The sequence below is a fragment of the Marinobacter sp. genome (genome assembly GCF_965229985.1).
Lineage (GTDB): Bacteria > Pseudomonadota > Gammaproteobacteria > Pseudomonadales > Oleiphilaceae > Marinobacter.
The window spans coordinates 1,685,241-1,711,704 of record NZ_OZ245935.1 but is presented as its reverse complement, the minus strand read 5'-3'; the positions used below and the strand labels follow the sequence as shown (position 1 = coordinate 1,711,704).

Here is a 26,464-nt window from a genome sequence, read left to right as displayed (position 1 = left end):
GAATCATCAGCTGCGGCTGGTAACTTCCAGCAGGTGATAGCCGAACTGGGTCTTGATCGGACCGAGGACGGTGTTCACTTCGCCGTTAAATACCGCCTTGTCGAACTCCGGAACCATCTGGCCCGGACCAAAAGAGCCAAGGTCACCGCCATTACGACCGGAGGGGCATGAGGAATGCTGCTTCGCCACTTCGGCAAAGTCCTGCCCGCCTTCAATCGCTTTTTTCAGTTCTTCGCATTTTGCTTCGCTGTCTACCAGAATGTGGCGCGCTGTTGCCTGTGCCATGATCAATGTCCTTGTGTCGGATGAATGGGTACATCAGAACGGGAATGCTGCCCGCACAGCTCGCCAGAGGCAAGCCTTTTTATCCGTGTTTCTGCGGCCTCACGGTCTTGTCTGCAAACCTGTACAATGCCGGCTTTCTTTTCGCCGGCGCCTTGCCGGCCCCACATCGACAGGTTTGTTTCTTGATCTCCACTGCCAATATCACCATGCAATTCGGGGCTAAACCCCTGTTTGAAAACGTCTCCGCCAAATTCGGTAACGGCAACCGCTATGGCCTTATCGGGGCCAACGGTTGTGGCAAGTCCACACTGATGAAAATCCTGGGTGGCGACCTTGAGCCTTCGGCCGGCCAGGTCATGCTGGAGCCCAATGTCCGTCTGGGTAAACTGCGCCAGGACCAGTTTGCCTACGAAGACTGCTCAGTCATCGATACCGTGATCATGGGGCACGAGGAACTCTGGAACGTCAAGAGAGAGCGGGACCGGATCTATTCCCTGCCGGAAATGAGCGAAGAAGACGGCATGGTCGTGGCAGACCTGGAAGTGCAGTTCGCCGAAATGGACGGCTATACCGCCGATGCCCGCGCCGGCGAGCTCTTGCTTGGCCTCGATATCCCGCTGGAGCAGCACAACGGCCCCATGAGTGCGCTGGCACCGGGCTGGAAGCTGCGGGTATTGCTGGCCCAGGCTCTGTTCTCCGATCCTGATGTGTTGCTGCTGGACGAGCCTACCAACCACCTGGACATCAACACCATCCGCTGGCTGGAGAACATTCTGGTGGCCCGTAACAGCACCATGATCATCATCTCCCACGACCGCCACTTCCTGAACAGTGTCTGTACCCACATGGCGGACCTGGACTATGGCGAACTGCGCCTGTTCCCCGGCAACTACGACGAATACATGACTGCCGCCACCCAGGCCCGCGAGCGGATGCTGTCGGATAACGCCAAGAAGAAGGCCCAGATAGCCGAGCTGCAGCAGTTTGTCAGCCGCTTCTCGGCCAACGCCTCCAAGGCCAAACAGGCCACATCGCGCGCCCGCCAGATCGACAAGATCCAGCTGGAAGAGGTGAAGCCCTCAAGCCGCGTGAGCCCGTTTATCCGTTTCGAGCAGGGCAAGAAACTGCACCGCCAGGCGGTGACTTTGAAAAACATGACCAAGGGCTTCGATGACAAGCCGCTGTTCAAGAATCTTAATCTACAGGTCGAGGCCGGCGAGCGAATCGCCATCATTGGCCCCAACGGCATCGGTAAAACCACTCTGCTGCAATGCATGGCCGGCGCTTACACGCCTGACAGCGGCGAGGTGAAGTGGACCGACAGCGCGGAAGTGGGCTACTTCGCCCAGGACCACACGGCAGACTTTGCCGACGATGAGACCCTGACCGACTGGATGTCCCAGTGGACCAAAGGCGGCGAACAACTGGTGCGCGGCACTCTGGGTCGCATGCTGTTCTCCGGCGATGATATTGGCAAATCGGTGCGGGTGATCTCGGGCGGTGAGCAGGGGCGGATGCTGTTCGGCAAGCTGATTCTGCAGAAGCCCAATGTGATGCTGATGGATGAGCCTACGAACCACCTGGATATGGAGTCCATCGAGGCGCTGAACCTGGCGCTGGAGAACTATCCGGGTACACTGATTTTCGTCAGTCATGATCGGGAGTTTGTTTCTTCCCTTGCGACTCGAATTATTGAGCTTAAGGCTGATGGGGTGACTGACTTCAGTGGTTCTTATGATGATTACCTTCGGAGTCAGGGGTACCTCTAAGCATATTGATTCGGGCTTTAGGAGTTTGCGTACGGGTGGGTAGGCCTTTCCAAAACACGCTCCTTGCGGCCCATCCCTGGGGCGCTTGGGCTCCGCCATCCATGGCTCCGCACAGTTTTGGAAAGGCCTACCCACCCGCCCGCTCGTGCCTGTGAGCGGCCTTCGACTAACAAAGGAAAAAGATATGGGCGAGACCGAAATTATCGCTTCAACCCAAAAATGGGTCGAAGACGTCGTCGTCGGCTACAACTTGTGCCCGTTCGCCAAACGGGAACTGGTGCGGAACCGGGTTCGGTTTGTGGTGTCGGAAGCCGAAACGGAAGACGAGCTGTTACAGGCCCTGCACTCGGAGCTTCAGCGGCTGGACGACGAGCCGGAGATTGAAACCACACTGTTGATTCATCCGGCTGTATTGCAGGATTTCGGGCCCTACAATGAATTTCTGGATGCGGCCGATGGTTTGTTGGCGTATCTGGAAATGGAAGGCGTTTACCAGATTGCCAGTTTCCATCCGGATTACCAGTTTGAAGGCACCGCGCCGGATGCGGCGGAGAATTACACGAATCGGTCACCGTTTCCCATGCTACACCTATTAAGGGAAGCGAGTCTGGAAGCCGCGATTGACAGTTATCCGGATGTGGATGGAATACCCGAGCGAAACATCGGATTGATGGAAGAACTGGGCGCGGAGAAGATGCGGAAGATCCTCGTTAACTGCGTGGAGAACTCGCCGGATACAGGGGAGTAGGATCAGGAGCCGGTGGGTAGGGCTTTCCAAAACTGTGCGGAGCCAGGGATGGCGGAGCCCAAGCGTCACATGGATGTGCCGCAAGGAGCGTGTTTTGGAAAGCCCTACCCACCGGCGAATGCACGGATCTGAAGGCCAGAGCGGTTAACTCAGAAATAACGGCACAGTTGTAAACCAGACCAACCAGAAGAGTCACAACAAATGGGACTGCTTTTCGAGCAAATTGACAGCCAACCGTCGGTGATTGGCGAGATCACCCTGCGCCGGCGGCGGATTCCGGCCATTGGTGACCGGGATATCTACGAGGTAAAGCTGGGCGAGGAATTCCTGATGTCCAGCATGTTCGTGGATGCCGAAGTGGCCCTCTCGGATATCGGGCTGGGGGAAACCGAGGGTGACGACCTCAGTGTGGTTGTCGGTGGTCTGGGCCTGGGTTACACCGCGGTTGCGGCGCTCAGGCATGAGCGGGTTGCCGAGTTGCTGGTGGTTGAATACCTGGAGCCGGTCATCGGCTGGCATCAGCAGGAGCTGGTGCCTCTGGGTAAAGATCTGAATGCCGACCCTCGGAACCGCTACGTTCATGGCAGTTTCTTCGATCTTGCGGTTGCAGATCCTGAGGTTGGTGGTTTTGAACCGGAGAATCCCGGCAAACAATTCGATGCCATCCTCCTTGATATCGACCATTCACCCCGGGCGCTTTTGCACGATTCCAGTGCCAGCTTCTACACCGCCAACAACCTGCGTCTGATGGCCCGGCAACTGAAGCCCCGAGGGGTGTTTGCCATGTGGTCGAACGAGGGCGAGGATGACGAGTTCATGGCCGTTCTCAACGAGGTGTTCACCGATGTGGCCTGCCATGTCGTATCCTTCTTCAATCCATTTCAGAACAGGGAATCGTTCAACACCGTGTATGTGGCCCGCAAGCCGGGTTGAGAAACCGGAGTCTGTATGTCTTTGACCACGCACCGCAGCCGACCCTTCAGCTCCAGCCAGCGTCTGCCTAAGCCGGATCAGCCGCCGGTGCTGCATGAACCGAACGAGGCCGGGGCGTTGCTGGCGGAGTTTATCCATCGCCACCCTCGCTTGCTGATTCTGACCGGTGCTGGGGTCAGTACGGATTCCGGTATTCCGGACTACCGGGATGGCGATGGCGCCTGGAAGCGCAAGCAGCCGGTTCAGCACAAGGCGTTCATGGAAGATGTTTACACCCGCCAACGCTACTGGGGTCGCAGCCTGATTGGCTGGCCGGTGATGCGTAATGCCAGGCCCAACCCTTCCCATCATTACATCTCAGACCTGGAACTGCTCAACCACAGCAGCCTGGTGGTTACCCAGAACGTGGATCGGTTGCACCAGAAGGCAGGCACCCGGGCGGTGACGGATCTGCACGGGCGGGCCGATGAGGTGGTGTGCATGAGTTGCGACTACCGCTGCCCTCGGGATGAAGTGCACGATCGCTGCGCGGATCTGAACCCGGGGTTCCAGAAGTATACCGCCGATACGGCACCGGATGGCGACGCCGATCTGGATGTGGATTTCGAGGATTTCCGGCTGGCGGACTGTCCGAAGTGCGAGGGGATTCTGAAGCCGGATGTGGTGTTCTTTGGTGACTTTGTTCCCAAAGACCGGGTGTATTCGGCCCTGGATACGCTCAAAGCCAGTGATGGCCTTCTGGTGATTGGTTCGTCGTTGATGGTGTATTCCGGCTTCCGTTTCTGCCGGTACGCCAACGAGTGGAACAAGCCCATTGCCACCCTGAATCTGGGGCGGACACGGGCGGAGGATCTGGTGGATCTGAAACTGAACGCAAGGATCGGGGAGACCCTGAAGGCCTCCCTCGATCAGTTATAGCGGTGGTTACATCAGGTTGTAGATAAATACTACAGCCACGGCAACCGGGGTAATGAACCGCACAGTGATCAGCCACAGGTTGAACATGCCCGGGGACAGCGCCAGTTCTTTCTTCATGGCCTCGCGCGACATCACCCAGCCTGCAAACAGGGCAACCAGCAAGCCGCCCAGGGGCAGCATGATGTTGGCAGTGAAGAAGTCCAGCAGGTCGAAAATGGTCTTGCCTTCCAGCATAGGCACAAAGCCCAGGGGTGCGAAGTCGGACCAGAGGTTCAGGGACAGAATCGAGGCGATACCCAGTCCCCAGCAGACAAAACCTGCGCCCAGTGTGCTGACGGTGCGGTTCATGCCTTTACGCTCCTCCAGCCATTCCACAATGGGCTCCAGCAGTGAAATCCCTGATGTCCAGGCGGCGAAGATCAGCAATACGAAAAACAGGGTGCCGAACAGGGAGCCCATGGGCATCTGGCCGAAGGCCAGCGGCAGGGTCTGGAAGATCAGCCCCGGGCCAGCGCCTGGTTCAAGACCATTGGCGAACACGATCGGGAAAATGGCCAGGCCTGCGAGCAGCGCCACACCGGTGTCGATGACCGACACAGTGATGGAGGTCTTGGCAATGGAAATATTCTTGGGCAGGTAGGAGCCGTAGGCCATCATCACCGCCATACCCAGGCTCAGGGTGAAGAATGCGTGGCCCAGCGCCACCAGGATCCCGGACGTTGTTAGCTTGGAGAAATCCGGCTGAAACAGGAACGCCGCAGCCTGGGCAAAGTGCCCGGTTGTCATCGCATAGCCCACAACAATCAACAGAAGCACGAACAGGGCCGGCATCAGGATGCTGACCGCCCGCTCAAGGCCCGAGCGAACACCCCGCACGACCACAACCATCACCAGCGCCATGAACAGAGTATGCCAGGCGAGCAGGGTGGTGGGATCACTGAGAAGTCCGGAGAAGATGGCTCCGACGGCGTCGGCAGTCTGGCCGGTAAGTTGGCCGCTGGCGGTTGTGCCCACGTAGGAAATGGCCCAGCCCCCAATGACCGAATAGAACGAGAGAATCAGGAAGCCCGCCAGAATACCGATGGCACCAACCAGCTTCCAGGCCGGGTTGAGGCGGTCCCGTTCGGCAATCAGGCTCAGGCTCTTGACGGGGCTTCGGCCACCGCGACGGCCAATCATGACTTCCGCCATCATGATGGGAATACCGACGACTGCGATGCACAGCAGATACACCAGCACGAAGGCGCCGCCCCCGTTTTCGCCGGTCACGTAGGGAAACTTCCAGATATTGCCAAGGCCCACGGCGGAACCGGTAGCGGCAAGAATAAAGGCCAGGCGTGATGACCAGAGCCCGCGTTGGGCGTTTGAACCTTCAAGCGCCGCAGAGGAGCCTTCGAGCGCCCCAGAATGGCTGGCGGAATCTGATGAAGTAACAGACATAACTATCTCCCGGAGTATTTGTTTTTGTATCAGGGTTTAAGAGGGAAGCTGCAGCTATCTGCAGCTTCCTGAGGGGTGCGCCGGTGTCAGCTCAGCCGGTGCGAGCCAACCGCTCGGGCGCCAGGCTGGCTCCGGCGGTGTGCTTTTTGAACCGTTCTTCGGCCAGTTCGTTGGCGATCTCCCCGGTGGGGCGCCCCGAGCGGTCGGAACGGTTGAAGATTTCGGTCAGGGTGTCGCCAATGGTCTCAACGTGGGCACGAACCGTTTCCGGTGTGGCCCCGGTGCGCTCGTAGAACACATCGATGATGCCACCGGCGTTAATGGCAAAATCCGGTGCATAGAGAATGCCCCGGTCCCGCAGCATGGCATCGTGCTCCGGGTGTTCCAGCAGATTGTTGGCGGCGCCGGCGACAATGCGGGCCTGCAGTAGGGGAATGCTGTTGTCGTTCAATACCGCGCCCATGGCGCAGGGCGCAACCACGTCTACCGGCAGGGACAGAATGTCCTCGGCCGCTGCCGGTCTGGCCCCCAGCTGATCCACCGCCCGCTGCATATTGTCCTCGTGGATGTCATACACCCAGAGTTCAGCGCCGGCGTCCCTCAGGTGTCTGGCCAGCCGGAAGCCGACATTGCCGATGCCCTGGATGGCCACCTTCAACCCGTTCAGGTTTTCGCGGCCGAGTTTGTGTTTTACCGCTGCTTTCAGGCCGATAAAGGTGCCGTAGGCGGTTGCCGGTGATGGATCGCCGTTGCTGGGGTTGCCGTCGAATCCGGTGCGTGAGGCAATTCCGGCCACGTGGCGCGTATGCCGGCCCATTACCTTGAGGTCGGGTACGCTGGTGCCGGAGTCTTCCGCCGCAATGTACTGCCCGCCAAGACTTTCCAGATGACGCCCCATGGCCTCCATCAGCGCTTCGGTTTTCTGTTTGCGCGGGTCACCAATAATCACCGATTTGCCGCCACCCAGATCCAGATTGGCCAGGGCGGATTTGTAGGTCATGCCCCGTGACAGTCGCAGGACATCGCGCAGGGCTTCTTCATCAGAGGCATAGGGAAACATCCGGCAGCCGCCCAGTGCAGGGCCGCGGGAGGTGTTATGGATAGCAACTATGGCCTTGAGACCGGTTTCGGGATCGCAGAAAAAGGACAGATGTTCGTGGTTATCGAACTCGGGATGGCTGAATAGCATTGTGAAATCCTTTCCCACTGGGCCGGATCTCGGCGTGAGCGGGTATCTTGTTCTTGTCGACCGGCTTATGGCCGGCGTTCCGATTTCAGGTGTCCGATATTTCCATCGGGATTTCCGATGGAGGATGCCCTTTTGGGGCTGGACGAAAAACAAACTAGCCGCAATTGACGTTAACGTCAACATGCAAAAGTGAACGATTAGAAACAGGCGGCATATGCTGTCCCGGCTTATCGTAAAACGGTTCCAGCAATCATGGGGTTACCGGCTCTGGTTAAATTATAATCAATACAGGGTGTCTTTCTCAGATTTGCTCAGAGGAGGTGAATCATGAAACGGCTCTTTTATCTTGTGGACTCCATCGACAGTCTCGACGAAATCTCACAAGACCTTCACGAACGCGGGATTACAGACTGGCGTTTTCACATTGTCAGCAAGGATGAAGCCGGCCTGTATACCCATCGACTGCATTCAGCCAGTGTGCTGGACAGGACCGATCTGCCAAGGTTTGTTGAGCGCGGCATGATCATTGGCGCACTTTTCACACTGTTTTTCGTCGTACCCCTGGCAACCTGGGGAGGTCTTGGGTGGCCACTCGCAGCCTATGTGGCCATGGGTGCGTTCGCCATCATTGCAGGCGGCTGGCTCGGGGGCTTTGGCGGCATTGGTACCGAGAACTACCGAATCCGCAAATACCACAGTGACATTGAGGCTGGCCGTCATCTGGTCATGGTTGACGTGCCACGGCCCGACTTACAACAGATGAAGCGCCTGATGGCCCGGAATCATCCGGAAGCAGAATTGCAGGGCGAGGGCAGCAGTTTCAACAATCCGTTTGCAGCAGGAGACGGACGCATACACCTCGTCCATTAGTCTCAGATTTGGTGGTTTCTTCGGGAACTACCTATACGCCTATCGGGGAAACTGGCCTAGTTTCCCCTGATGTCTGTCGCTTCCTATCCTTATCAGCTGCAGCCGGCCCGGGTGCGGGTGGAGTTCTTCCGGCTACTTCCCATCTCATTGTTTGTGGTGGCGTTTGGCGCTGCCTTCGGTTTGGCAGCTACCCAGAAAGGCCTTGAACCGCTACAGGCCGTGCTGATGAGTGCCACGGTCTTTGCCGGGGCGTCCCAGTTTGCAGCCGTCGACATGTGGGGCGCCGAAGTATCTGTCCTCCCGATGATTGCTGTGGTCTTCGCCATCAACTCCCGCCACCTGCTCATGGGCGCTTCGTTGTACCCGATGCTGAGGGACGTCTCGCCGGGTAAGCGCTATGGTCTGTTGCTGCTGCTGACAGACGCCAACTGGGCTGTCTCTGCCCAGGAATATCAGAGTGGCCGGCGCAACCTGGAGGTGATCCTCGGTGGTGGCCTGGCGCTGTGGCTGGCCTGGATTATCGGCACGGGCCTGGGTGTCTACTTTGGTGGGCTGCTACAGAATCCCAAAGCCCTCGGGCTGGACATGGTCCTCGGCTGCTTCCTGCTGGCAATGGCGTTGGGCGGGAAAAAGTCCCCAAGGGTACTACTAGCCTGGGCCGTTGCGGCGTTGGCCTCATTGGCGGCCTGGCGATGGCTACCACCCAACACCCATGTGGTGGTCGGTGCCCTGGCGGGCGGCGCGATTGGCTTCTTCTGGCTTGAACGCAAGCAAGCTGCAGGTGTGGAGGGAAGCGACCATGACTGTTGAAACCACCACGGCCGGCATTCTGTTCCTGATTGCGGTCATGACGGCCGTCACACTGGTGACTCGCTTCGGTGGGGCGTTCGTTATGTCGTTCGTGAAGATCAATCCGCGGATTGAGAGCTTCATCAATACCATGGCCAGCTCAGTCCTGATTGCCATTATCGTGCCCATGGCGGTGACTGGTGACGCCGGAGCACTGGCGGCCCTTATCACGACTGCCGTTACCATGCTGGTATTACGCAAGCCTCTGCCGGCCATTGCAGCCGGCATTGCTGCCGCCGGTATCGTTCGTTATCTGACCTGACCTCTCGAATCTGAAGTGCTTAAAAACTGCTCAAGTCTGGCGTCTCCCGGCCGATACACCTGTGTAGTGATTACAGGTACCCAAAGCCATGATTTCCTCCAGCCAGATTTCGCTTTTCCAGGACAGTTCCCGCCAGGTATCGGCTTTCGACAGCACCCAACTGCGCATTAGCCGACAAGCGCCGGCTGCGCCCCAGGCCAACGCGAATGCAGTGGGCTCAGAGCTGACACTTATGCGCCAGGCCGCCTACCGTTACAGCAGCCAGGAGCAACTCGCTTTCAGCGGCAGCAGTACGGTAACCGGCAACGGTCAGCAGAGCGTGTTCACCAGTGCCCAGCTCGCCGAGAAAACCTCGGAGCTGTTTCTGATGGGCCGACAGGCGCTGAGTGTGAGCCGTGCGGCTCTGGGCGGTGATGCCGGCGTCGAGGGTCGCGGCAGCCTCTCAGTTTCAGCCGGGCGCTACATGTTCTACTCGGAGAGCGAATCCAGAAGCTTTGCCTCCACCGGCACCATAAGCCTCGAAAACGGCGAAACCATTGATTTCACACTTTCCCTGCGACAGTCCCAGTCCCGAACCTACGAGTACTCGGAGCTGGTCCAGATCCAGGAGCGGCCGCTCACCGATCCTCTGGTGATAAACTTCGGCAATGCTACCGCGCGCCTGACTGACACGCTGTTTGAATTCGATCTGAACGGTGATGGAGAAACCGGCCAGTTCGCCTCCCTGGGCAGCGGCAGCGGCTACCTGGTGCTGGACCGCAATGGCAACGGCAAGGTGGACGATGGCACTGAACTTTTCGGTCCCCGGAGCGGTTCCGGTTTCGGCGAACTGGCCAGGTTCGACGACGACGGCAACCGCTGGATAGATGCCAATGATGAGATCTTTGAGTCGCTGTCCGTTTGGGTGCAAACCGCGGATGGCTCGCAGGCTCTCAAATCCCTTGGCGAGGTCGGGGTTCAGGCCCTATACGTGGACAATGTCGAAGACCGCTTCACCCTCGCCAACAGCCAGGGTGTACCCCTCGGCCAGATCAAGAGTTCCGGCATTTACCTGACCACCGACGGTGAGGTCCGCACCCTGGAGGAAATGGACCTCGCGGAGCAGAACACCGCCGACGCGCCGGCTGCGGAGACTGTGCTGAGTAGCGATCGTGGTTCGCCGGATCGGGGTGGTAACGGCCTTGTCGAGGCGCGGGTGGAGGCGATCCGCTCGGCGCTTGAGAAGCTCAACGAAATCCGCGAGAAGCAGAAGGCGTTTATCGAAGAGTCGAAAGAATCCGGCAAGCCCGAGTCGCCGATCGTGGATTACCTGAAGCTGATCGACAAGATGCGTTTGGAAATGCTGAATAGCCAGGACGAAAAGAAGCAGGCGGCGAGCCGGTATCTGGAGTTTGCCAGCTTGTAGCGATCGACTCCGAGGCAGGGCCGGTCGGGGGCAAGGCTCCCAAAAATGTGCGGAGCCAGGGATGGCGGAGCCAAGCGTACACGGACGTATTCACAGCGTTTTTTGGGAGCCTTGCCCCCGGCCGGACCGTCTGTTTACTCCATGGAGGGCTTGGGCATCGGATTGGGGTTTCTTAGCGCTAATTCGCCGATGCCCGGCAATTTGACCCCCAAAGCCAGCGGATTGATACCGAAGGAAAGGCCCAGAAGATTCAACTCCAGGCCTTCCCGAATACCCGCTAGTACACCAAAGTACCCGCCCAACGAGAACTGATAGCCAGTGCCACCCGGAACCTCTGCTATCACTCGGTCGCCGAGGAAGTCCTTACCAATGGCATGGTTGGGCAAGGCAACATCCAGCCCCGGAACGTCCCGTATTACCCAGGCCACGAAGGTATTGCTGTTCGGGCCGGGCCAGGCTTCATATTCGGTCGGGTAGGGGTAGGATTCCACCGCCTGGTAGATGTCGGGAATAAGCTTTTCGGCCTCTTCACCGCGGATGTCGGCATAGAGTTCCGGTTTCGCTCCGTACCAGTGCCTGTCCGGCTCACCCGGGCGGGAATTGACCACGTAGCTGCGCCATCCGGTTACCTCATGAACACGGTAGTGGCTGGCGCCTTTTTCCTTGGTGGCTATCCAGGTATGGACGGCAAAGTAACCCCGCCAACTCCAGGCCCGGGCGCCATACACCTGAACGATGGCTTCCTCGGCCTGCTCTGGCAAAGGCGCAATCCGGGCACTCTCCCGGGTTGCTGTTTGCCAGCTCTCAGCCCCCTGCAGGCTTCCGCTCGTGGCAAGCAGGATCGGGCCGGACAGCAGCAGGAGTACGGCACCGACCAACCAGCCGGTGTATTTCAGAAATCGTTTCATGAACCCAGTCCCAAGCGTGAGGATATCCGGAACCCTTTGGCCGTAGAAAGTTCCGGATCACTGTATTGATTGTAGCGAACAGATACGTCACCCGTTAGTTGGCGGATGAGGACGGCGCTGGGCCTTGGTTTGCCGGCATCAGGCTTCTCTTCTAGGCTCAAAGATACAAGCTGCAAGTTTCAGGAGGGTTTTATGTCTGACCATCACGTGTACAAAAAAGTGGAAATTGTCGGTTCTTCGAAGAAAAGCATTGAAGATGCAATCGAAAACGCACTTGAGGAATGTGGAAAAAGCGTCCGCAACATGGAGTGGTTTGAGGTAACCGAAACCCGAGGCCATATCGTTGACGGCAAGGTCGGTCACTACCAGGTCGTGATGAAAGTCGGGTTTCGTATCGCTAACAGTTGAGTTTGGTAAGGATGGTTGTCCGGGAGGTGCTACATGCCCGATACCAACGGTGCCTTGTTACTTGTGGATATTCAGAACGACTTCTGTGAAGGCGGAAGCCTTGCTGTTCCGGGCGCCAGTGAGATCCTGACCGTGGTAAATAGCCTGATTGGTGAAGCCTCGGACGGAGGCCAGATGATAATTGCCAGCCGCGACTGGCATACCGTCGACCATGCCAGTTTTGAGGCGCGAGGCGGCCCCTGGCCGCCCCACTGCATTCAGGATACTGAAGGAGCGGCGTTTCATCCTGGTATGCAGCTACCTGAGGATGCGGTTCGGGTGAGCAAGGGCACCGGTTTTGACACCGATGCCTATTCGGCCTTTGACGGAACCCAACTGGACACATTCCTGGATCGCCACGGTATCCGCTACCTCAGGATTGCGGGGCTGGCCCTGGATGTCTGTGTTCGGGCTACGGTTCTGGATGGGCTGAAATACGGTTTCGATATCGAGCTGATTGCCAACGGCACCCGGGCGGTTGATCAGGAAGGCGCTTCCAAGGTGCTTGAGGAACTCCGGGCCGCAGGTGCAGCCATAGGCTGAATTTTCCGGGAAATGTGAGGAGGAACTTTGATTAAACAGGAAGATCTTCCTCTGATGGTGGATCTGTACGAGTTGGCCATGGCCCAGGCCTACTGGGCCGAAGGCATGGCTGACACGGCTGTTTTCAGCCTGTTTTTCCGGGAATTGCCAGAGAACCGTAATTTTGTTCTCGCCTGTGGCCAGCGGCATATCGCCGAGCTTATCGGTCAACTGCGGTTTACCGAAGACCACATAGATCGGCTGCGGCAACTGAATCGTTTTCAGCCGGAGTTTCTGGACTGGCTCAGGGGATTTCGCTTTAGCGGCAGTATCCGTGCTGTAGAAGAGGGAATGCCACTGTTTCCGCAGGAACCGATTCTGGAAGTTACCGCGCCGATTGCTGAGGCGCAGCTTCTGGAAAGCCTGATCATGAATTATGTCCATCTGGAGTCAGTTCTGGCGTCCAAGTCGGTTCGCCTGACGTTTGCCGCTGACGGCAAGCCGGTGGTGGATTTTGGCATGCGAAGGATGCATGGCCTGGATTCTGCCCACAGGGGAGTAAGGGCCTACCGGTTGGCGGGACTGGCCGGTACCAGCAATGTCCTTGCCGGGCTGGATTATGGCCTGGACGTCAGTGGCACTATGGCGCACAGCTTTGTGCAGGCTTACCCGGACGAAATGGAGGCGTTCAAGGTGTATGCGCGGTTGTATCCGGGCACCACCCTCCTTGTTGACACCTACGACACTCGGCGTGCGGTGAGGCGAATTGTTGACTGGCTCCGGCAGGAGCCCGATGTGCGCATTGGAGGAATCCGGATCGATTCCGGAGATCTTGAGCAAGAATCCAGGGATTGCCGGAAAATACTCGACGATGCAGGCTTCAGGGGCATCAAGATTATGGCCAGCGGCGGCCTGGACGAATATCGGATTGCCGCGCTTCTGCAGGCGGGTGCTCCCATTGATGGCTTTGGTGTCGGTACCGCTATCGGCGCAGCGAATGACGCCCCCGCCCTTGAATTGGCCTACAAATTAACCGAGTACGCGGGTGAACCGAAGATGAAGAACTCTTCGGGCAAGACCTCCTGGCCGGGCCCAAAGCAAGTATTCCGGCAGTTCGATGGCAGTGGTCTGGCCAGGGGCGACGTCATTGCAGGGATTGGCGAACAGGTTGATGGTTCGCCACTACTGGAGACCGTTATGACGAATGGAGCGCTGTTACCCGGCTTTCCGGCTCCCCTTGATGACCTGGTATCACGAGCCAGTGACGCCGTAGCCGCTCTGCCCAGACCCTTCAAAGCGTTGCAGCCGGCAGAGGCGTTTCCTGTGGAATTCACCGAATACCTGCAGAATCTGCAGGCTGAAACCCTCAGGCAAGTCGCTGTCTGACCCATCCATTATGGGTTCGGCCGGACTCAGACGCCTCTGATGGTTCGGTGCCGGATGGACGAAGCCAGCTGGTTCATCAGTTCCCGGGCCTCGCCCTCATGCAGGCTGTGGCATTTGTCCTGCAGTACCCGGCGGTCATGGTTGGATGAAGCGCTGGAGACGTCTTTGAGCAGATCCAGATACTGGCAGGCCGCCAGGTGGGCCTTGATCTCGGCATCGATGAGCCGGGTCACCAGTTCTTCGACGGATTCGGTACAGAAGGGGCGGTTCCGGTTCAACAGATTGCGTGCCTCCAGGGCGGCATTGCGGGCTTCCAACCTCAGTTCACCGGCGGCTTCGCCGGCTTCAACCGCCCTGAGGAACATGCCCAGGCGTTCGTGGAGATGCCAAACCTGGGGCCAGATCTTGCTGTAGGCTTCCACTTCAGTGTGGTAGCGGGCTTCCTCGACCGACGAGCCCGCCACGCCGTTACCCGCCTCACCGGGACGGTTGAATTGCGCGACCCGTATGTCGTCAACCTCCCGCCACAGTGTGTCAGATCGCTCGCGCAGCGCTGCCATCTGATCCTGGTGGCGGCGCCGTGCTCCCGAGCCGAGAAACAGCGCGATGAGCGCAAGCACCAGAGCCCCCGCACCCAGCAGCAGAGGGAGGCTGTCTGCCGATATCATGTTCCATAATGGGTCTGTATCCATAGTCTCTGACCCCCGCGCAATTCCTGTATGGTAATTCAGTATAGAAGCTAATCCTGCTCCTGCTGACGGAAGGGCAGAACGGATTTGGCGTCTTCGAAATAACCGAGCACGTGTTCCGCTTCTTCGTGGGTGAAGTTCTCGATGGCCTCGCGGAAGCCGGGGTGCCGAATTCCATGCCATGAATGGGTAATTACCGGCTCAAAGCCACGTACCAGTTTGTGTTCACCCTGGGCGCCAGCGTCGATATGGCTCAGCCCCAGGTCCATAGCCAGTTCGATGCCCTGGTAATAACAGGTTTCGAAGTGCAGGTGGTTGTATTCGTCCAGGCATCCCCAGTAGCGCCCATAGAGGGTGGTTTTGCCCGCCAGAAACAGGGCTCCGGCAATCATTTCGTCTTCGTGCTCGGCGATGACCAGGTGCACATGCTCGGGTAACTGCTCCAGAAGCAGTTCAAAGAAGCGCCTGTTCAGGTAAGGCCGCTGGCCCCGTTTCAGGTAGGTGGCCCGGTAAAATACGTAGAAGGCAGACAGCACATGTTCCGGAATGCCCCGGCCGTGGAAGCGGGTAAAGGAAATGCCCTGTTCGGCAACCTGGCGGCGCTCCTTGCGTATGGATTTTCGCTTGCGGGAAGTCAGCGCTGCCAGAAAACCATCAAAGTTCCCGTAACCGTGGTTGTGCCAGTGGAACTGGCATCCGATCCGGTGCAACTCCCGGTCGTGGTGGAGCAGTTTCTGGTCCTCGCTGTCGGGGAACAGAAGGTGCCAGGAGTGGGCGCCCAGTTTGTCGGTCAGCGTGTCCAGAAGGTCATGAATCTGTTCTGGTGTCAGTTGTTCTCGCAGGCCCGGATCCAGCAGCAACCGGGGGCCGGCAGAGGGCGTAAACGGGATGGCGATCAACAGCTTAGGGTAATAGGCAAGGCCATGTCGCTGGTAGGCATCGGCCCAGGCCCAGTCAAAAACGTATTCACCCATGGAGTGGCTTTTCAGGTAAGCCGGTGCCAGGCCGACGATTCTGCCATCCGACTTGAACACCAGGTGTTTCGGAGACCAGCCTGTGGCTGCCGATGTGCATCCGGACTCTTCCAGAGCCTGGAAGAACTCGTAGCGAAGAAAAGGGTTGGTGCATCCTGCCAGTCGCTCCCACTCTCGTGCGGGAATGTCATTGATACTGGAACAGGTTTCCAGGGAAAAAGTCGCTGGTCCGGATTCTGGCATGGTGCGGGAAAACTCCTTTGTGTACCCGATACCATACGTCAGAACACAGGTTCTGATCATCCTTCATCACGCTCTAAAGCCCGGGATACGCCTGTGTAAAGGTTCTGCAAAGTGGGAAAGGCTGAATCAGCGACTTGCCTCGAGCGTGTTAGACTTCAGGCAGCAACGGTGGCCGGCACGACAGGTGGAGAGGCAAGATGCAGAACAGGGTGTTACTGGTCGAAGACGATGATGAACTGCGGGAACTGCTTGCCCGTTACCTGACCAATCAGGGTTTCACCGTCCGCGAGGCAGCAAACGGGCGGGACGGATTGGCTCTGGCGCTTGGCCAGGGCTGCGATATCGTCGTGCTCGACATTATGCTGCCGGACATCAGCGGCCTTGAGGTTTTGCGGGAATTGAGGGCAGAGACTCATCTGCCGGTTGTGCTGCTGACGGCCCGGGGCGATGAAACCGACAGGATCGTGGGCTTTGAAGTCGGTGCCGATGACTATATTCCCAAGCCTTGCAACCCACGGGAACTGGTGGCTCGCCTGCAGGCACTGTTGCGACGGATTGCCTGGGACCAGAAAACCGAAGTCCATGCTGCCCGGACCTATGGTGACCTGAGGGTCGAGCCCGGTCATCGCCGGATATACCAGAACGATGTTGTCATGGAGCTGACGGCCACCGAATACGAAGTTCTGCAAGTGCTTCTCGCGCACGCAGGCAGCGTGGTCCGCAAAACCGATCTCATGCAGTGGGCCCTTGGCCGCCGGCTGGAGGCATACGACCGCACCCTTGATATGCACATCAGTAACCTTCGCAAGAAGCTGGGGAACGACGATCCGCCCCGTATCGAAACCGTTCGCGGGCTGGGTTACAGCTATCGGGTGCCTGAATGAAGCAGCGGCCCATGTTCCCCCTGTTCTGGCGGATCTTCCTCTCGATCTGGCTGGCCATGGCGGTCACCGTGGTGGCCAGCAATCTGGCAACCAGAATGCTTCTCGACCGGGAACGGGAGGCGATCGAGCGGCAGGCAGGTCTCAGGGATCTGGCCGAAGAGGCGATCGCAATCCGTGAGTCCGGTGATCGAGGTGCTGCCTGGCGCTTTCTGCGGGATGAGGGCGAGCGCCTTGAACTGTTTCTGGTGCTGCTCGAACAGGATGAGAACGATGGCAAGCTGCCTTCGTTCATTCGCGACCGCATGAAATCCGGATGGTATCCGCAGAAACCGGCGGTTCTGGACGTTGGCAGCGGTTACAGGTTGGTGGCCTGGCCCCGGGTGCAGGGCGCTGGCTGGCTCAACCCCAGGTTCTTCCGGGCTATAGAGTTCGGGCTGGCCTTGCTGATGATTTCCCTGGCGTGCTGGTGGATCGCCCGCCTGGTATCAAGGCCGCTGCGGCATATGGAGAGCACGGCCCGGGCGATTGCGGGCGGGGATAACTCTCTCAGGGTCAGTGATGAGATCGCACAGCGCAGGGATGAGGTTGGGCAGTTGGCGACCGCCTTCAATGCCATGACAGAGCAGCTGTGCAGCCTTCTGGATCGTCAGAAATACCTGCTCCGGGATATTTCCCACGATCTCCGAACGCCGCTCACCCGCCAGCGTATCGCCATTGAACTGGCGAACGAGTCCGGCGCTGATGAGGAGCTGATGGCCAGTATCCTGCGCCAGAACGAGCGGCTTGAAACCATGACCGGACAGATCCTGACCCTGTACCGGGTGACTGACGCTGGCGGTGATATTGAGCGGGAACCCCTGAGGCCCGTGCACGTAATCAACCAGGTGCTCCAGGATGCTGCAGACTACGCCGAACACCAGGGTGTGGACTGCAAGCTGGTTGTGTCACAGGAAAGCGCACGAGTATCCGTTCTCGGCGACGAGGGCCTTCTACAGCGAGCCATCGACAATATCCTGCAAAATGCCCTTGATCATACGCCGCCGGGCAGGGCCGTCCATCTGGGTGTGACGGTCTCAGGTGGCTGGCTCAGTCTGGCGGTGGATGACGAAGGGCCGGGCGTCCCGCCGGAGCTTATGGATCAGCTTTTCGAGCCGTTTTTCAGGGCCGATAAGTCCCGCGGAGGCAAAGGCTGGGGACTGGGGCTGGCTATTGCCAGGGACATCGTTGCTGCCCACGATGGTTCAATAGCAGCAGAGGCCGGTGAGCGTGGTGGCTTAAGGGTGACGGTTCGTCTGCCGGTGTTTTTCGGGGGCGGCTGATTCGGGCTCCGAATCGGAGGGTTTCAGTTTCTCTGCCCCTGAAAAGTCGATACCCTCCTGCAACTCGTCCTCGTCAAAGCGGATTCCGCAGGCTGCTTTGCGAATTTTTGCGGGTTTGGCAGTGCCCGGGTTGTTGTACTCGCCGTCAGAGGCCATAGGTCGTTGTCCATGAAAAAAGATTACCCCGTTCCCGCAGGATACCTTGAGCGTGAAACGGAAGTGAAGAAAAGCCGGTTCATTGCTCGGGTGGCCCCGGTGGGTTCCCGGGAGGAAGTAAAGGAGTGGCTGGAGCAGGCGCATCAGGATCATCCGGACGCCCGTCATATCTGCTGGGCCTACCAGATCGGCCGCCCCGGTTCTGCCGCCGAGGCCGCCATGAACGACGATGGCGAACCCTCCGGAACGGCAGGCAAGCCGATTCTGAATGTGATTCAGCACAAGGATATGGGTGATGTCCTGGTGATGGTGATCCGGTACTTTGGCGGTATCAAGCTGGGTGCCGGCGGACTGGTGCGGGCCTATGCCGGGGCAGCAGAGAGTGTTCTGTCAGCGGTTGACCGCGTGGTGCAGAAACCCATGACGGATGTGCTGGTTTCCCTCTCCTTTGCCGATGAACAGCCCCTGCGCCATTGGTGTGAGGTTAACGGTGCATCGGTGGAGTCTGTCGATTATGGGGCATCCGTTCGTGCGCGGGTACTGGTTCCGGAGGACTGCCAGGCAGAGTTCGGGGCTTTCTGCGATGCCCATAAGCTGGATTACAGTTTTGAAAGATGATGGATCCAGGGGGCATCGTCACACGTCTGCTACGCGTATACTGTTTAAAGAGCGTTCTTCTGAATTGAGGGCAGAAATCATGATGCGTTTTCTGATGTTGGCGGTTGTTACATTGGCCATGACCGGTTGCGCCAGCAATGTAGTGACCGACTATAACTCGTCCGTGGTTTTTGGAAATTATTCATCCTGGGCGTTTGCCAGTGGTAACGGCTCGTCATCCTTTACCTCGCTCGACGGCACTCGGGTGCGCAGTGCCGTTGAGCGAGAGCTGAATCGCAAAGCGCTGAAACAGGTCCCTGAGGCAGAGGCCGACTTGCTGGTGAGCTGGCAGATCGTGCCCGAGGAGCGTCTTGAGCAGACGGGACTGGGACTGGGTTTTGGTTTCGGCAGCGGTAACTTCGGCTGGGCCCTGTCCGCACCGCCCCCGGTGCGTGAAATTGAAGAGGGAAAATTGGTTGTAGAGCTGGCAGACAGCAAGTCGAAAGAAGTTGTCTGGCGGGCCGCCAGCCGTCGCTATCTGAATGAAAACCAGTCACCCGAGACCCGCAGGGAACTGATTGACGAGGTCGTGGCTGAAATGTTTACCAAGTACCCTCCCGGTCTTGATTGAAAGGCCGGGCAAGACCGGAATAGCACGGAGACGGAATGAAGAAGCGATCCGAGGGCGGTCTGGTTTTTTCGACCGAGCAGGGGCGTATGTGCCCGGATTGTCGCAACCCGGTGAATGAATGCACCTGCACTGCGCCATCACGGCCCGCCGGAGACGGTATCGTAAGGGTGAGCCGGGAAACCAAAGGTCGTAAAGGCAAGGGTGTCACCCTGATTACCGGCATCCCGCTGGATGACAAAGAACTCAAAGCCTATGCCAAGGTGTTGAAAGCGAAATGCGGCACCGGAGGCACGGTAAAAGACGGCGTGGTCGAAATCCAGGGCGACCAGAGAGATCTTCTGATTCCATTGCTGGAACAGAAGGGGTGGACGGTCAAGCGCGCTGGTGGCTAATGGTATAACACGCAATTCCCCCTTGCTCACGTTACAATAGAGCCCTCGAACAACGAATCCCGAGTTTTACATCAACCGGAATCTGGCCGGAAATCCCCGGGGTATATCCCTGGGGATGGCAGGATCCGTTCGACCGGAGGCAAGCATGCATATACTGGTTTTGGGCGCAGGCGTTGTGGGCATTACCACGGCCTGGTATCTGCAAAAGCAGGGACACCAGGTCACCGTGGTTGATCGCCAGAATCAGGCCGGCCTGGAAACCAGTTATGCCAATGGTGGTCAGATCTCGGTATCCCATGCCGAGCCCTGGGCCAATCCATCAGCCCCCCTGAAAGTGTTGAAATGGCTGACCAGACTGGACGCGCCGTTACTGTTCCGGCCAAAGCTGGATCCGGACCAGTGGCGCTGGGCGCTTTCTTTCCTGGGACAATGCACGTCGGCCAGGGCCGCTCACAATATCCGCCAGATAGTGAACCTTGGCACCTACAGCCGAAGCCAGTTGCAGGCTCTGCGTAAGGAAGCCGGCATAGAGTACGACCACCTCGAGAAGGGGATCCTGCATTTCTACACCAATCCCGCCGAGTTTGATGGCGCCATGGCGCCTACCCGGATCATGCAGGATCTGGGTTGTGACCGGCAGGTTATTGATGCCGATCGGGCGGTTGAACTCGAGCCGGCACTCAAGCCGATCCGCAATCGGATCGCTGGGGCAACCTACACCTCTGAAGACGAATCCGGTGATGCGCGGTTGTTCACACAGAATCTGGCCACCCGTTGCGCGGAAGCCGGGGTGGAGTTCCGCTACGGCACAGAAATTCTGAGTTTTGAGCGCGCCGGAGAGCGGGTGCTTGGGGTCCAGACTCTCCGTGAAGGCCATCATGAGACGCTCCGAGCGGATGCCTATGTACTTAGTATGGGCAGCTTCAGTGCAGCTCTGGCCCGGCAGCTGGGTATTTTCCTCAACATATACCCGGCCAAGGGCTATTCGATTACCGTGCCGGTGAAAAACGAGGAGGCGGCGTTCAAGGTCAGCCTGACCGACGATGAGTACAAGCTGGTTTACTCACGCCTTGGGGACCGCATGCGAGTTGCAGGTACGGCGGAGCTCAGTGGCTACAGCCGAAAACTGAATTACACCCGTTGCCGAGCCATCGTCCGCAGGACGGCGGAAGTCATGCCCGAAGCGGGCTACTGGGACCAGGCGGAATTCTGGACCGGTCTGCGGCCTGCGACCCCCTCCAATGTGCCTTACATCGGAAAAAGCCACTTTGCCAACCTGTATCTGAATACCGGGCACGGTACCCTGGGCTGGACCCATTCCTGTGGCTCTGCCGCGGCACTCGCGGACATCATTGACGGCCGCACGCCGGACGTAGATTTTACCTTCTCCGGGTTATAAAACCGAAAAGGGGCCAGATGAAAGCCTTCATCTGACCCCGGTTTCCAGCGTTCGGACGGTTTACTGCAACTGATCCCGAATCAGCTTTTTGTTGATCTTGCCAACGCTGGTCTTGGGAATATCCTCCACGAAATCAATATGCTCGGGGATCGCCCATTTATTGATCTCGCCGCTTTCCACGAATTGCTTCAGGTGGTTCTGGATATCCCCGGCACTGGCTTGCTCACCAGGTTTCAGAGTCACCAGCGCGTGCGGCCGTTCGCCCCATTTTTCATCGGGTACGCCAACCACGGCAGCGCCGGCCACGGCCGGATGCTGGCTGATCAGGTTTTCCAGGTCCAGTGACGACAGCCACTCACCGCCGGTCTTGATCACGTCCTTGATGCGATCCTTGATGGTGATGGTGTTGTCCGGCTCCATGGAAGCCACGTCGCCGGTGTGAAGCCAGCCTCCTTCCCAGAGCTGTTCGCCTTTCTCGGGTTCCTTGAAGTAACCCTGGGTCAGCCAGGGTGCGCGGGCCACGATTTCGCCCTTGGCCTCGCCATCATGTGGAACCGGGTTACCGTCGGGGTCGACGATTTCCAGCTCAACCATGGGCGTTGCAATACCGGTTTTCACACGGATTGCCGTTTGCTGCTCAAGAGGCAGCTCCAGATCCTCGGGCTTGAGGTGTGAAGCGCAGAGCAGCGGGCAGGTCTCAGACATACCGTACGCGGTGTACATCTTGATGCCGAGCTTGGCCCCGGCATCGCAGAGCCCTTTTGTGAGTGCGCTGCCGCCGATCAGCACGTGCCAGTTGCTCAGATCGGCTGTCTTGATGGATTCGGTGGCCATCATCATCTGCATGATGGTGGGCACGCAGTGGGAGAAGGTCACTTTGTGTTCCTTGAGCAGATCGACCAGCAGCTCCGGCTCATAGCGGCCGGGGTACACCTGTTTGATGCCCATCATGGTGGCGGCATAAGGCACACCCCAGGCATGCACATGGAACATGGGGGTCACCGGCATGTACACCGACGAGGAGCGCATCAGAGGCATCTCATCGAATGACGCCACGGTGCCTGTCATGGCCAGCGTGTGCAGTACCAGCTGGCGGTGACTGAAGTAAACGCCCTTCGGATTACCTGTGGTACCCGTGGTATAGAAGGTGGTTGCCACGCTATTTTCGTCGAAATCCGGGAAGTCGAACTGATCATTGGCCTTGGCCAGCAGGCTCTCGTACTCGCCGATGGTTTCAACAGGAGCCTGTTTCGCGGCCTCGCTGTCGGTGAGCTGAATCCAGGTCTTGACCGTTTTGATCTCGCCCTTGACCGCCTCAATGATCGGGAGGAAGTCATCGTGCACCAGAACCACATCGTCCTCGGCATGGTTCATGGTGTAAACAATCTGGTCCGGAGACAACCGGATATTGACCGTGTGCAGAATGGCACCAATCATTGGAATGGCAAAGAAACACTCCAGATAGCGTGGGGTATCCCAGTCCATTACCGCAACGGTATCGCCCGGTTTTACACCGGCATCGGTCAACGCGTTTGCCAGGCGGTGGATGCGCTCGACCAGATCGGTGTAGGTGTACTTGCTGCGGTTGGAGTAGACAATTTCCTGGTCAGGATTGTACCTGGGGCCTGAGAGCAGGAGTCGTTTGATCAGCAGCGGGTACTCATAGGCGTTTTCAGCCGGGGGTAGAATGCGGGTCTGTGCCATTGCTTGTTTCCTCTTTCCCAGTTGTTGGTGTTATCGCGAGAAACAGGAATAAATCTGACACAGTTTGGCTGAAACAGGAACCGGTAATAGTGAAAAAATGCAGAGCGAACGGTGGCTTAGATGCAAATTCCGTTTCGCTCTGCGGACGCGCCTTTTAGGGCTTCAGTCTTACTCGTAGGTGCAGAGGTAAGCGGTGTCGATGTCGGTCTTTGCCTTGAAGCTGGCCTGGCCCGCGACGTCAAAGCTTTCGCCAGCACCATAGGTCATCCACTCTTCCATGCCCGGGAGCAAGACAGTGAGGGCGCCGCTGATGACGGTCATGGTTTCTTTCTTGCTGGTGCCGAACTCATACTCACCCGGGCTGATAACTCCGACCGTGGCAGGCAGAGTGGACGTCTGGAAGGCGATGGATTTTGCCTTGCCGTCGAAATATTCATTTACTTTCAGCATGTGCTGGGCTCCTGGAATAAGTTTGGAGGCCTACTATACGGGAATTTCGTGCACTTCCAATGACAAATCATCAGTCTGAGGCGTTCTCGTCCCTGGACGAAACTGCTCGCTCTGTTTTGTTCTCAAGCCCGCTACTGAGCTTGTGACTGTCTGGATCGTACCGCTCACGCAGTTCGTCTTTGGTTGTACCGCTCCAGAGCGTTATACCGGTGAAATAGCCGGCTCTGCCGATGACATGAGCAGCAATCGGCGCCGTTAACAGAATAAACACGATGAAGGCGATTGCCCGGGCGGCCACAGCGCTGTCGGAAAAATGCAGTGCCACTCCGGCCATCGTCAATATTGCGCCCATTGCTCCTGCTTTGGTGGAAGCATGCATGCGGGTTGGCAGATCAGGCAGCCTCACTATGCCGATGGCCGCAAGCACCATGAACGAAGCGCCTGCCAGCAAAAGAATAGAAACGAAGATTTCACTCATCCTTGACGCCTCCCCGCTCCAAGAATCTGGCGAACCCGATGGCGGCGAGGAAAGCCGTCAGGGATATCACGATAGCCACATCAAGAAAACTGGAGACCCCGGTATCAATGGCATGAACTCCGACGTAGCCAACCACCACGGATGCAATCAGTTCCAGCGCGACGACCCGGTCGGCGAGGGAAGGGCCACGGGTTAACCGGATGAAGGCAAAGAGCAATGCCAGGGACAGCATGAGATAAACGATATTAATGGCGATTCCAAGCATGGCGGCCCCCTAGCGCATAACCTTCAGGATTCGGTGCTCCAGTTCCTTCAGGTCATTTCTGAGTTGCTCCTCGTCCTGAAGAAACATGGCATGGATAAATAACACCCGTCGATCATCGGAAACATCCAGGCTTAGCGTGCCGGGAGTCAGGGAGATGACACTACTGACAAACATGATCTCCATATCGGTACTTGCCTCGAGTGGAAACGCGATAACACCCGGCTTCATATGCCAAACCGGTGTGGCGACGTCGTAAGCAACGCGCAAGTTCGATTTCACCAGTTCCTTCAGGAAAAAGGCCAGGAAGGCGACCAATCGCGGAATCCTACGGGAGTAGCCCTTCAAAGCAGGAACCTGGTTTTGCAGAACCATGAGCGCAACGTAGCCAAAACAGAAACCGGCCAGCAGGTTCATGGCAGTGACGCTGCCACTGAGAACCACCCAGGCGATTGCGAGCAGCACGTTCCAGAACAGACCGATCATTTCGACTGCCCTCCAAGAACCGCTTCTATGTAAAGTTGCGGGTTCATCAACTGGTCTGCGGCGGTTTCGGCCAGGACGTAAATGGGCTGCCCATAAAGGCCGATAATCAGCGTGCATGCGGCTAGCCCGACGACAGGCACATAATAGGCCCAGTTGTTTCTGTCCTTTACCTCGCCATTGAGCCTGCTCGCATCCGTTACATGATCTGGCAGTTTTTTCCAGAAAACCTCCGCCCAGATCTTGATCATTGAATACAGGGTCAGCAAGCCAACCAGCAGGGCGATCGCCGAGACCACATACTCACTGGCTTCCAGGCTGGCACGAACCACAATGAATTTGGCGAAAAAGCCGGACAAAGGGGGAATGCCGGCGAGCGATAATGCAGGAATCAAAAACAACAGAGCGAGGTAAGGGCGCTGACGGTAAACGCCGCCCAGGTCTTTCAGCTCGTAGCTACCCAGCAGACGGTAGGTAATGCCGCTCACCAGGAACAGGTTCGTCTTCACAATGATGTGGTGCATGATATAGAACACACCACCTATCAGTGCCAGAGGCGTGAATAACGCAAGCCCAAGAAGCATATAGCCAATCTGGCTGAAGATATGGAAAGACAGGATACGCCGGAATTCGAACTGCGCTGCGGCTCCGAGCACGCCCGTTAACATCGTGAAGGCAGCGGCCCAAAGCAGTATGGTATGGGTGTACGCGACATCCTGAGTAAAAATCAGCGTAAATACCCGGTACAGGGCGTACACCCCGACCTTGGTAAGCAGCCCCGCGAACAAAGCTGAAACGGCAACTTGTGGGGTGTGGTAGGAGGCAGGAAGCCAGAAAAACAGCGGGAACGCCGCGGCCTTGATGCCGAACGACACCATGAACAGCAGGGAGACAACGGTAACCATGCCGGGGTCGTCAACGCTGTTTACCTTCTGAGCGATGTCCGCCATGTTCAGGGTGCCCACCATGCCGTACAGCAAGCCCACGGCAGATAGAAAGATGGCCGACGAAAACAGGTTCAGGGTCACATACTTGATGGCGCCTTCCATCTGGGCGCGCTCCCCACCCAGGGTCAGAAGGGCAAAGGATGCGAGCAGCATCACCTCGAACCAGACGAACAGGTTGAATATATCGCCAGTCAGGAAGGCCCCGGCCACGCCTGCAAGTAGCAGGTGCATCAGGGGGTAATAACCGAATTTCTCATGACCTTTCGGCGTTGAGGCCAGCGAATAGATCGCGATGGCAAGGCCGATAATGCCGGTGAGCACAATCATGATGGCGCCAAGAACATCGGACACCAGCACGATGCTGAAGGGCGCAGGCCAACTGCCCATTTCCACCACCAGGAAGCCGTGCGCGATGGTTGAGCGTAGAAGCCAGATGCCGGCCGCGAGCAAGAGCCCGGTGGCAATAACTGCAAGGACCCGCTGGAGCTTGACGGAGCGCCAGAACGCCAGGGACAGAGCTCCGGCTGTCAGGGGTATCAGGATCGGGAGAACGAGTTCCGGGTTCAAGTATCCGTATCCTTCATCTTGTCGAGGTCATCGGTTCCGACCACCTCGTAGGCACGACGGATCAGAACCACGGCGAACGCCAGGACGCTGAAAGCAATCACAATGGCGGTGAGGATAAGGGCCTGTGGCAGTGGATCAGCTACCGTTCCGGCTATTTCGCTCGCCCCCTCGGGAATCAGCGGTGGCGCGCCCCGGGTCAAACCCGCGACGACGAAGATCAGAAGGTTGGCCGCGTTGCTCAGAATAATCAGGCCAATGACGAGTTTGACGATAGAGCGGCGCAGCATCATGTATATGCTGGCTGTAAAAAGCAGCCCAACGACGTAGGCCATCAAGGTTTCCATAACTGAGCTACCTC

30 protein-coding genes are annotated in these 26,464 nt (G+C 57.9%); 17 read left to right on the top strand and 13 right to left on the bottom strand.

Annotated elements, in window-relative coordinates:
- Positions 1-6: 6 nt before the first annotated feature.
- A complete protein-coding gene (locus ACO06L_RS07770) occupies positions 7-285 on the bottom strand; it encodes a peptidylprolyl isomerase (RefSeq protein ID WP_064228242.1) in 279 nt (92 codons plus the stop codon).
- Between the two features lie 182 nt (positions 286-467).
- Here ACO06L_RS07770 and ACO06L_RS07765 point away from each other — a divergent pair, with 182 nt between their 5' ends.
- From ACO06L_RS07765 to ACO06L_RS07750, 4 genes are all read left to right on the top strand, one after another.
- Positions 468-2,054 (top strand): ABC-F family ATPase, encoded by a 1,587-nt coding sequence (locus ACO06L_RS07765; protein ID WP_202347738.1) that lies wholly within the window; start codon positions 468-470, stop codon positions 2,052-2,054.
- A gap of 184 nt (positions 2,055-2,238) precedes the next feature.
- On the top strand, positions 2,239-2,802 hold the full coding sequence (locus ACO06L_RS07760; RefSeq protein ID WP_202347737.1) for a DUF1415 domain-containing protein: 564 nt from the start codon (positions 2,239-2,241) through the stop codon (positions 2,800-2,802).
- A 201-nt stretch (positions 2,803-3,003) separates the two neighbouring features.
- Complete coding sequence (locus ACO06L_RS07755) at positions 3,004-3,735, top strand: hypothetical protein (RefSeq protein WP_064228244.1); 732 nt, start codon at positions 3,004-3,006, stop codon at positions 3,733-3,735.
- 15 nt (positions 3,736-3,750) lie between these two features.
- Positions 3,751-4,653 (top strand): NAD-dependent protein deacetylase, encoded by a 903-nt coding sequence (locus ACO06L_RS07750; RefSeq protein WP_202347736.1) that lies wholly within the window; start codon positions 3,751-3,753, stop codon positions 4,651-4,653.
- Between the two features lie 6 nt (positions 4,654-4,659).
- On the opposite strand, the gene ACO06L_RS07745 is transcribed toward ACO06L_RS07750, so the two are convergent.
- Together ACO06L_RS07745 and ACO06L_RS07740 are read right to left on the bottom strand one after the other, a co-directional pair.
- On the bottom strand, positions 4,660-6,093 hold the full coding sequence (locus tag ACO06L_RS07745) for a sodium-dependent transporter (protein ID WP_202347735.1): 1,434 nt from the start codon (positions 6,091-6,093) through the stop codon (positions 4,660-4,662).
- Positions 6,094-6,184: 91 nt separating this feature from the next.
- Complete coding sequence (locus tag ACO06L_RS07740; protein WP_064228247.1) at positions 6,185-7,282, bottom strand: Glu/Leu/Phe/Val family dehydrogenase; 1,098 nt, start codon at positions 7,280-7,282, stop codon at positions 6,185-6,187.
- A 327-nt stretch (positions 7,283-7,609) separates the two neighbouring features.
- Between ACO06L_RS07740 and ACO06L_RS07735 the strand changes: the two genes are divergently transcribed.
- The 4 genes from ACO06L_RS07735 (at position 7,610) to ACO06L_RS07720 (ending at position 10,668) form a co-directional block, all read left to right on the top strand.
- Positions 7,610-8,152 (top strand): hypothetical protein, encoded by a 543-nt coding sequence (locus ACO06L_RS07735; protein WP_202347734.1) that lies wholly within the window; start codon positions 7,610-7,612, stop codon positions 8,150-8,152.
- Between the two features lie 69 nt (positions 8,153-8,221).
- Positions 8,222-8,962 (top strand): AzlC family ABC transporter permease, encoded by a 741-nt coding sequence (locus tag ACO06L_RS07730; RefSeq protein WP_202347733.1) that lies wholly within the window; start codon positions 8,222-8,224, stop codon positions 8,960-8,962.
- On the top strand, positions 8,952-9,263 hold the full coding sequence (locus tag ACO06L_RS07725; protein ID WP_202347732.1) for an AzlD family protein: 312 nt from the start codon (positions 8,952-8,954) through the stop codon (positions 9,261-9,263). The genes ACO06L_RS07730 and ACO06L_RS07725 overlap by 11 nt, the downstream gene beginning before the upstream one ends.
- 88 nt (positions 9,264-9,351) lie before the next feature.
- Positions 9,352-10,668 (top strand): hypothetical protein, encoded by a 1,317-nt coding sequence (locus ACO06L_RS07720; RefSeq protein WP_202347731.1) that lies wholly within the window; start codon positions 9,352-9,354, stop codon positions 10,666-10,668.
- A gap of 134 nt (positions 10,669-10,802) precedes the next feature.
- Here ACO06L_RS07720 and ACO06L_RS07715 read toward each other — a convergent pair whose 3' ends face one another.
- On the bottom strand, positions 10,803-11,576 hold the full coding sequence (locus ACO06L_RS07715) for a DUF3750 domain-containing protein (protein WP_064228252.1): 774 nt from the start codon (positions 11,574-11,576) through the stop codon (positions 10,803-10,805).
- 192 nt (positions 11,577-11,768) lie between these two features.
- Here ACO06L_RS07715 and ACO06L_RS07710 point away from each other — a divergent pair, with 192 nt between their 5' ends.
- The 3 genes from ACO06L_RS07710 to ACO06L_RS07700 are packed head-to-tail and all read left to right on the top strand — an operon-like array spanning position 11,769 to position 13,931.
- The gene (locus tag ACO06L_RS07710; RefSeq protein ID WP_008173934.1) at positions 11,769-11,984 is read left to right on the top strand and encodes a dodecin; all 216 of its coding nucleotides are present in this window, start codon (positions 11,769-11,771) and stop codon (positions 11,982-11,984) included.
- A gap of 33 nt (positions 11,985-12,017) precedes the next feature.
- Complete coding sequence (locus ACO06L_RS07705) at positions 12,018-12,566, top strand: isochorismatase family protein (RefSeq protein ID WP_202347730.1); 549 nt, start codon at positions 12,018-12,020, stop codon at positions 12,564-12,566.
- A 27-nt stretch (positions 12,567-12,593) separates the two neighbouring features.
- Complete coding sequence (locus ACO06L_RS07700; RefSeq protein WP_202347729.1) at positions 12,594-13,931, top strand: nicotinate phosphoribosyltransferase; 1,338 nt, start codon at positions 12,594-12,596, stop codon at positions 13,929-13,931.
- Between the two features lie 26 nt (positions 13,932-13,957).
- Here ACO06L_RS07700 and ACO06L_RS07695 read toward each other — a convergent pair whose 3' ends face one another.
- Together ACO06L_RS07695 and ACO06L_RS07690 are read right to left on the bottom strand one after the other, a co-directional pair.
- Complete coding sequence (locus tag ACO06L_RS07695) at positions 13,958-14,623, bottom strand: hypothetical protein (protein WP_202347728.1); 666 nt, start codon at positions 14,621-14,623, stop codon at positions 13,958-13,960.
- A 47-nt stretch (positions 14,624-14,670) separates the two neighbouring features.
- Positions 14,671-15,837: a GNAT family N-acetyltransferase gene (locus tag ACO06L_RS07690; RefSeq protein ID WP_202347727.1), complete on the bottom strand. Its 1,167-nt coding sequence runs from the start codon at positions 15,835-15,837 to the stop codon at positions 14,671-14,673.
- A gap of 197 nt (positions 15,838-16,034) precedes the next feature.
- On the opposite strand from ACO06L_RS07690, the gene ACO06L_RS07685 reads away from it, so the two are divergent.
- The 6 genes from ACO06L_RS07685 to ACO06L_RS07660 all read left to right on the top strand — a co-directional run bounded on the left by ACO06L_RS07685 (position 16,035) and on the right by ACO06L_RS07660 (position 21,215).
- Positions 16,035-16,721: a response regulator transcription factor gene (locus ACO06L_RS07685; protein ID WP_202347726.1), complete on the top strand. Its 687-nt coding sequence runs from the start codon at positions 16,035-16,037 to the stop codon at positions 16,719-16,721.
- Positions 16,718-18,040 carry a sensor histidine kinase gene (locus ACO06L_RS07680; RefSeq protein ID WP_202347725.1) on the top strand — a complete coding sequence of 441 codons (1,323 nt, stop codon included), beginning with the start codon at positions 16,718-16,720 and terminating at the stop codon, positions 18,038-18,040. Before ACO06L_RS07685 ends, ACO06L_RS07680 begins: the two co-directional genes overlap by 4 nt.
- Before the next feature lie 168 nt (positions 18,041-18,208).
- Positions 18,209-18,814, top strand: a complete 606-nt coding sequence (locus tag ACO06L_RS07675) for a YigZ family protein (protein WP_064228256.1) — start codon at positions 18,209-18,211, stop codon at positions 18,812-18,814.
- A gap of 82 nt (positions 18,815-18,896) precedes the next feature.
- Positions 18,897-19,424, top strand: a complete 528-nt coding sequence (locus ACO06L_RS07670) for a DUF4136 domain-containing protein (protein WP_201257856.1) — start codon at positions 18,897-18,899, stop codon at positions 19,422-19,424.
- A 35-nt stretch (positions 19,425-19,459) separates the two neighbouring features.
- Positions 19,460-19,816 (top strand): translation initiation factor Sui1, encoded by a 357-nt coding sequence (locus tag ACO06L_RS07665; protein ID WP_064228258.1) that lies wholly within the window; start codon positions 19,460-19,462, stop codon positions 19,814-19,816.
- A 145-nt stretch (positions 19,817-19,961) separates the two neighbouring features.
- Complete coding sequence (locus tag ACO06L_RS07660; RefSeq protein ID WP_202347724.1) at positions 19,962-21,215, top strand: D-amino acid dehydrogenase; 1,254 nt, start codon at positions 19,962-19,964, stop codon at positions 21,213-21,215.
- Positions 21,216-21,275: 60 nt separating this feature from the next.
- On the opposite strand, the gene ACO06L_RS07655 is transcribed toward ACO06L_RS07660, so the two are convergent.
- From ACO06L_RS07655 to ACO06L_RS07625, 7 genes are all read right to left on the bottom strand, one after another.
- Positions 21,276-22,919 carry a fatty acid--CoA ligase gene (locus tag ACO06L_RS07655; protein WP_064228260.1) on the bottom strand — a complete coding sequence of 548 codons (1,644 nt, stop codon included), beginning with the start codon at positions 22,917-22,919 and terminating at the stop codon, positions 21,276-21,278.
- Between the two features lie 168 nt (positions 22,920-23,087).
- Positions 23,088-23,369: a pyrimidine/purine nucleoside phosphorylase gene (locus ACO06L_RS07650; RefSeq protein WP_064228261.1), complete on the bottom strand. Its 282-nt coding sequence runs from the start codon at positions 23,367-23,369 to the stop codon at positions 23,088-23,090.
- A 70-nt stretch (positions 23,370-23,439) separates the two neighbouring features.
- A complete protein-coding gene (gene mnhG, locus ACO06L_RS07645; protein WP_064228262.1) occupies positions 23,440-23,847 on the bottom strand; it encodes a monovalent cation/H(+) antiporter subunit G in 408 nt (135 codons plus the stop codon).
- Complete coding sequence (locus ACO06L_RS07640) at positions 23,840-24,112, bottom strand: monovalent cation/H+ antiporter complex subunit F (RefSeq protein WP_014577875.1); 273 nt, start codon at positions 24,110-24,112, stop codon at positions 23,840-23,842. Before ACO06L_RS07640 ends, mnhG begins: the two co-directional genes overlap by 8 nt.
- Before the next feature lie 9 nt (positions 24,113-24,121).
- Positions 24,122-24,595, bottom strand: a complete 474-nt coding sequence (locus ACO06L_RS07635) for a Na+/H+ antiporter subunit E (RefSeq protein ID WP_064228263.1) — start codon at positions 24,593-24,595, stop codon at positions 24,122-24,124.
- On the bottom strand, positions 24,592-26,106 hold the full coding sequence (locus ACO06L_RS07630; RefSeq protein ID WP_202347723.1) for a Na+/H+ antiporter subunit D: 1,515 nt from the start codon (positions 26,104-26,106) through the stop codon (positions 24,592-24,594). Before ACO06L_RS07630 ends, ACO06L_RS07635 begins: the two co-directional genes overlap by 4 nt.
- A complete protein-coding gene (locus ACO06L_RS07625; protein ID WP_202347722.1) occupies positions 26,103-26,450 on the bottom strand; it encodes a Na+/H+ antiporter subunit C in 348 nt (115 codons plus the stop codon). The genes ACO06L_RS07630 and ACO06L_RS07625 overlap by 4 nt, the downstream gene beginning before the upstream one ends.
- Positions 26,451-26,464: the final 14 nt, after the last annotated feature.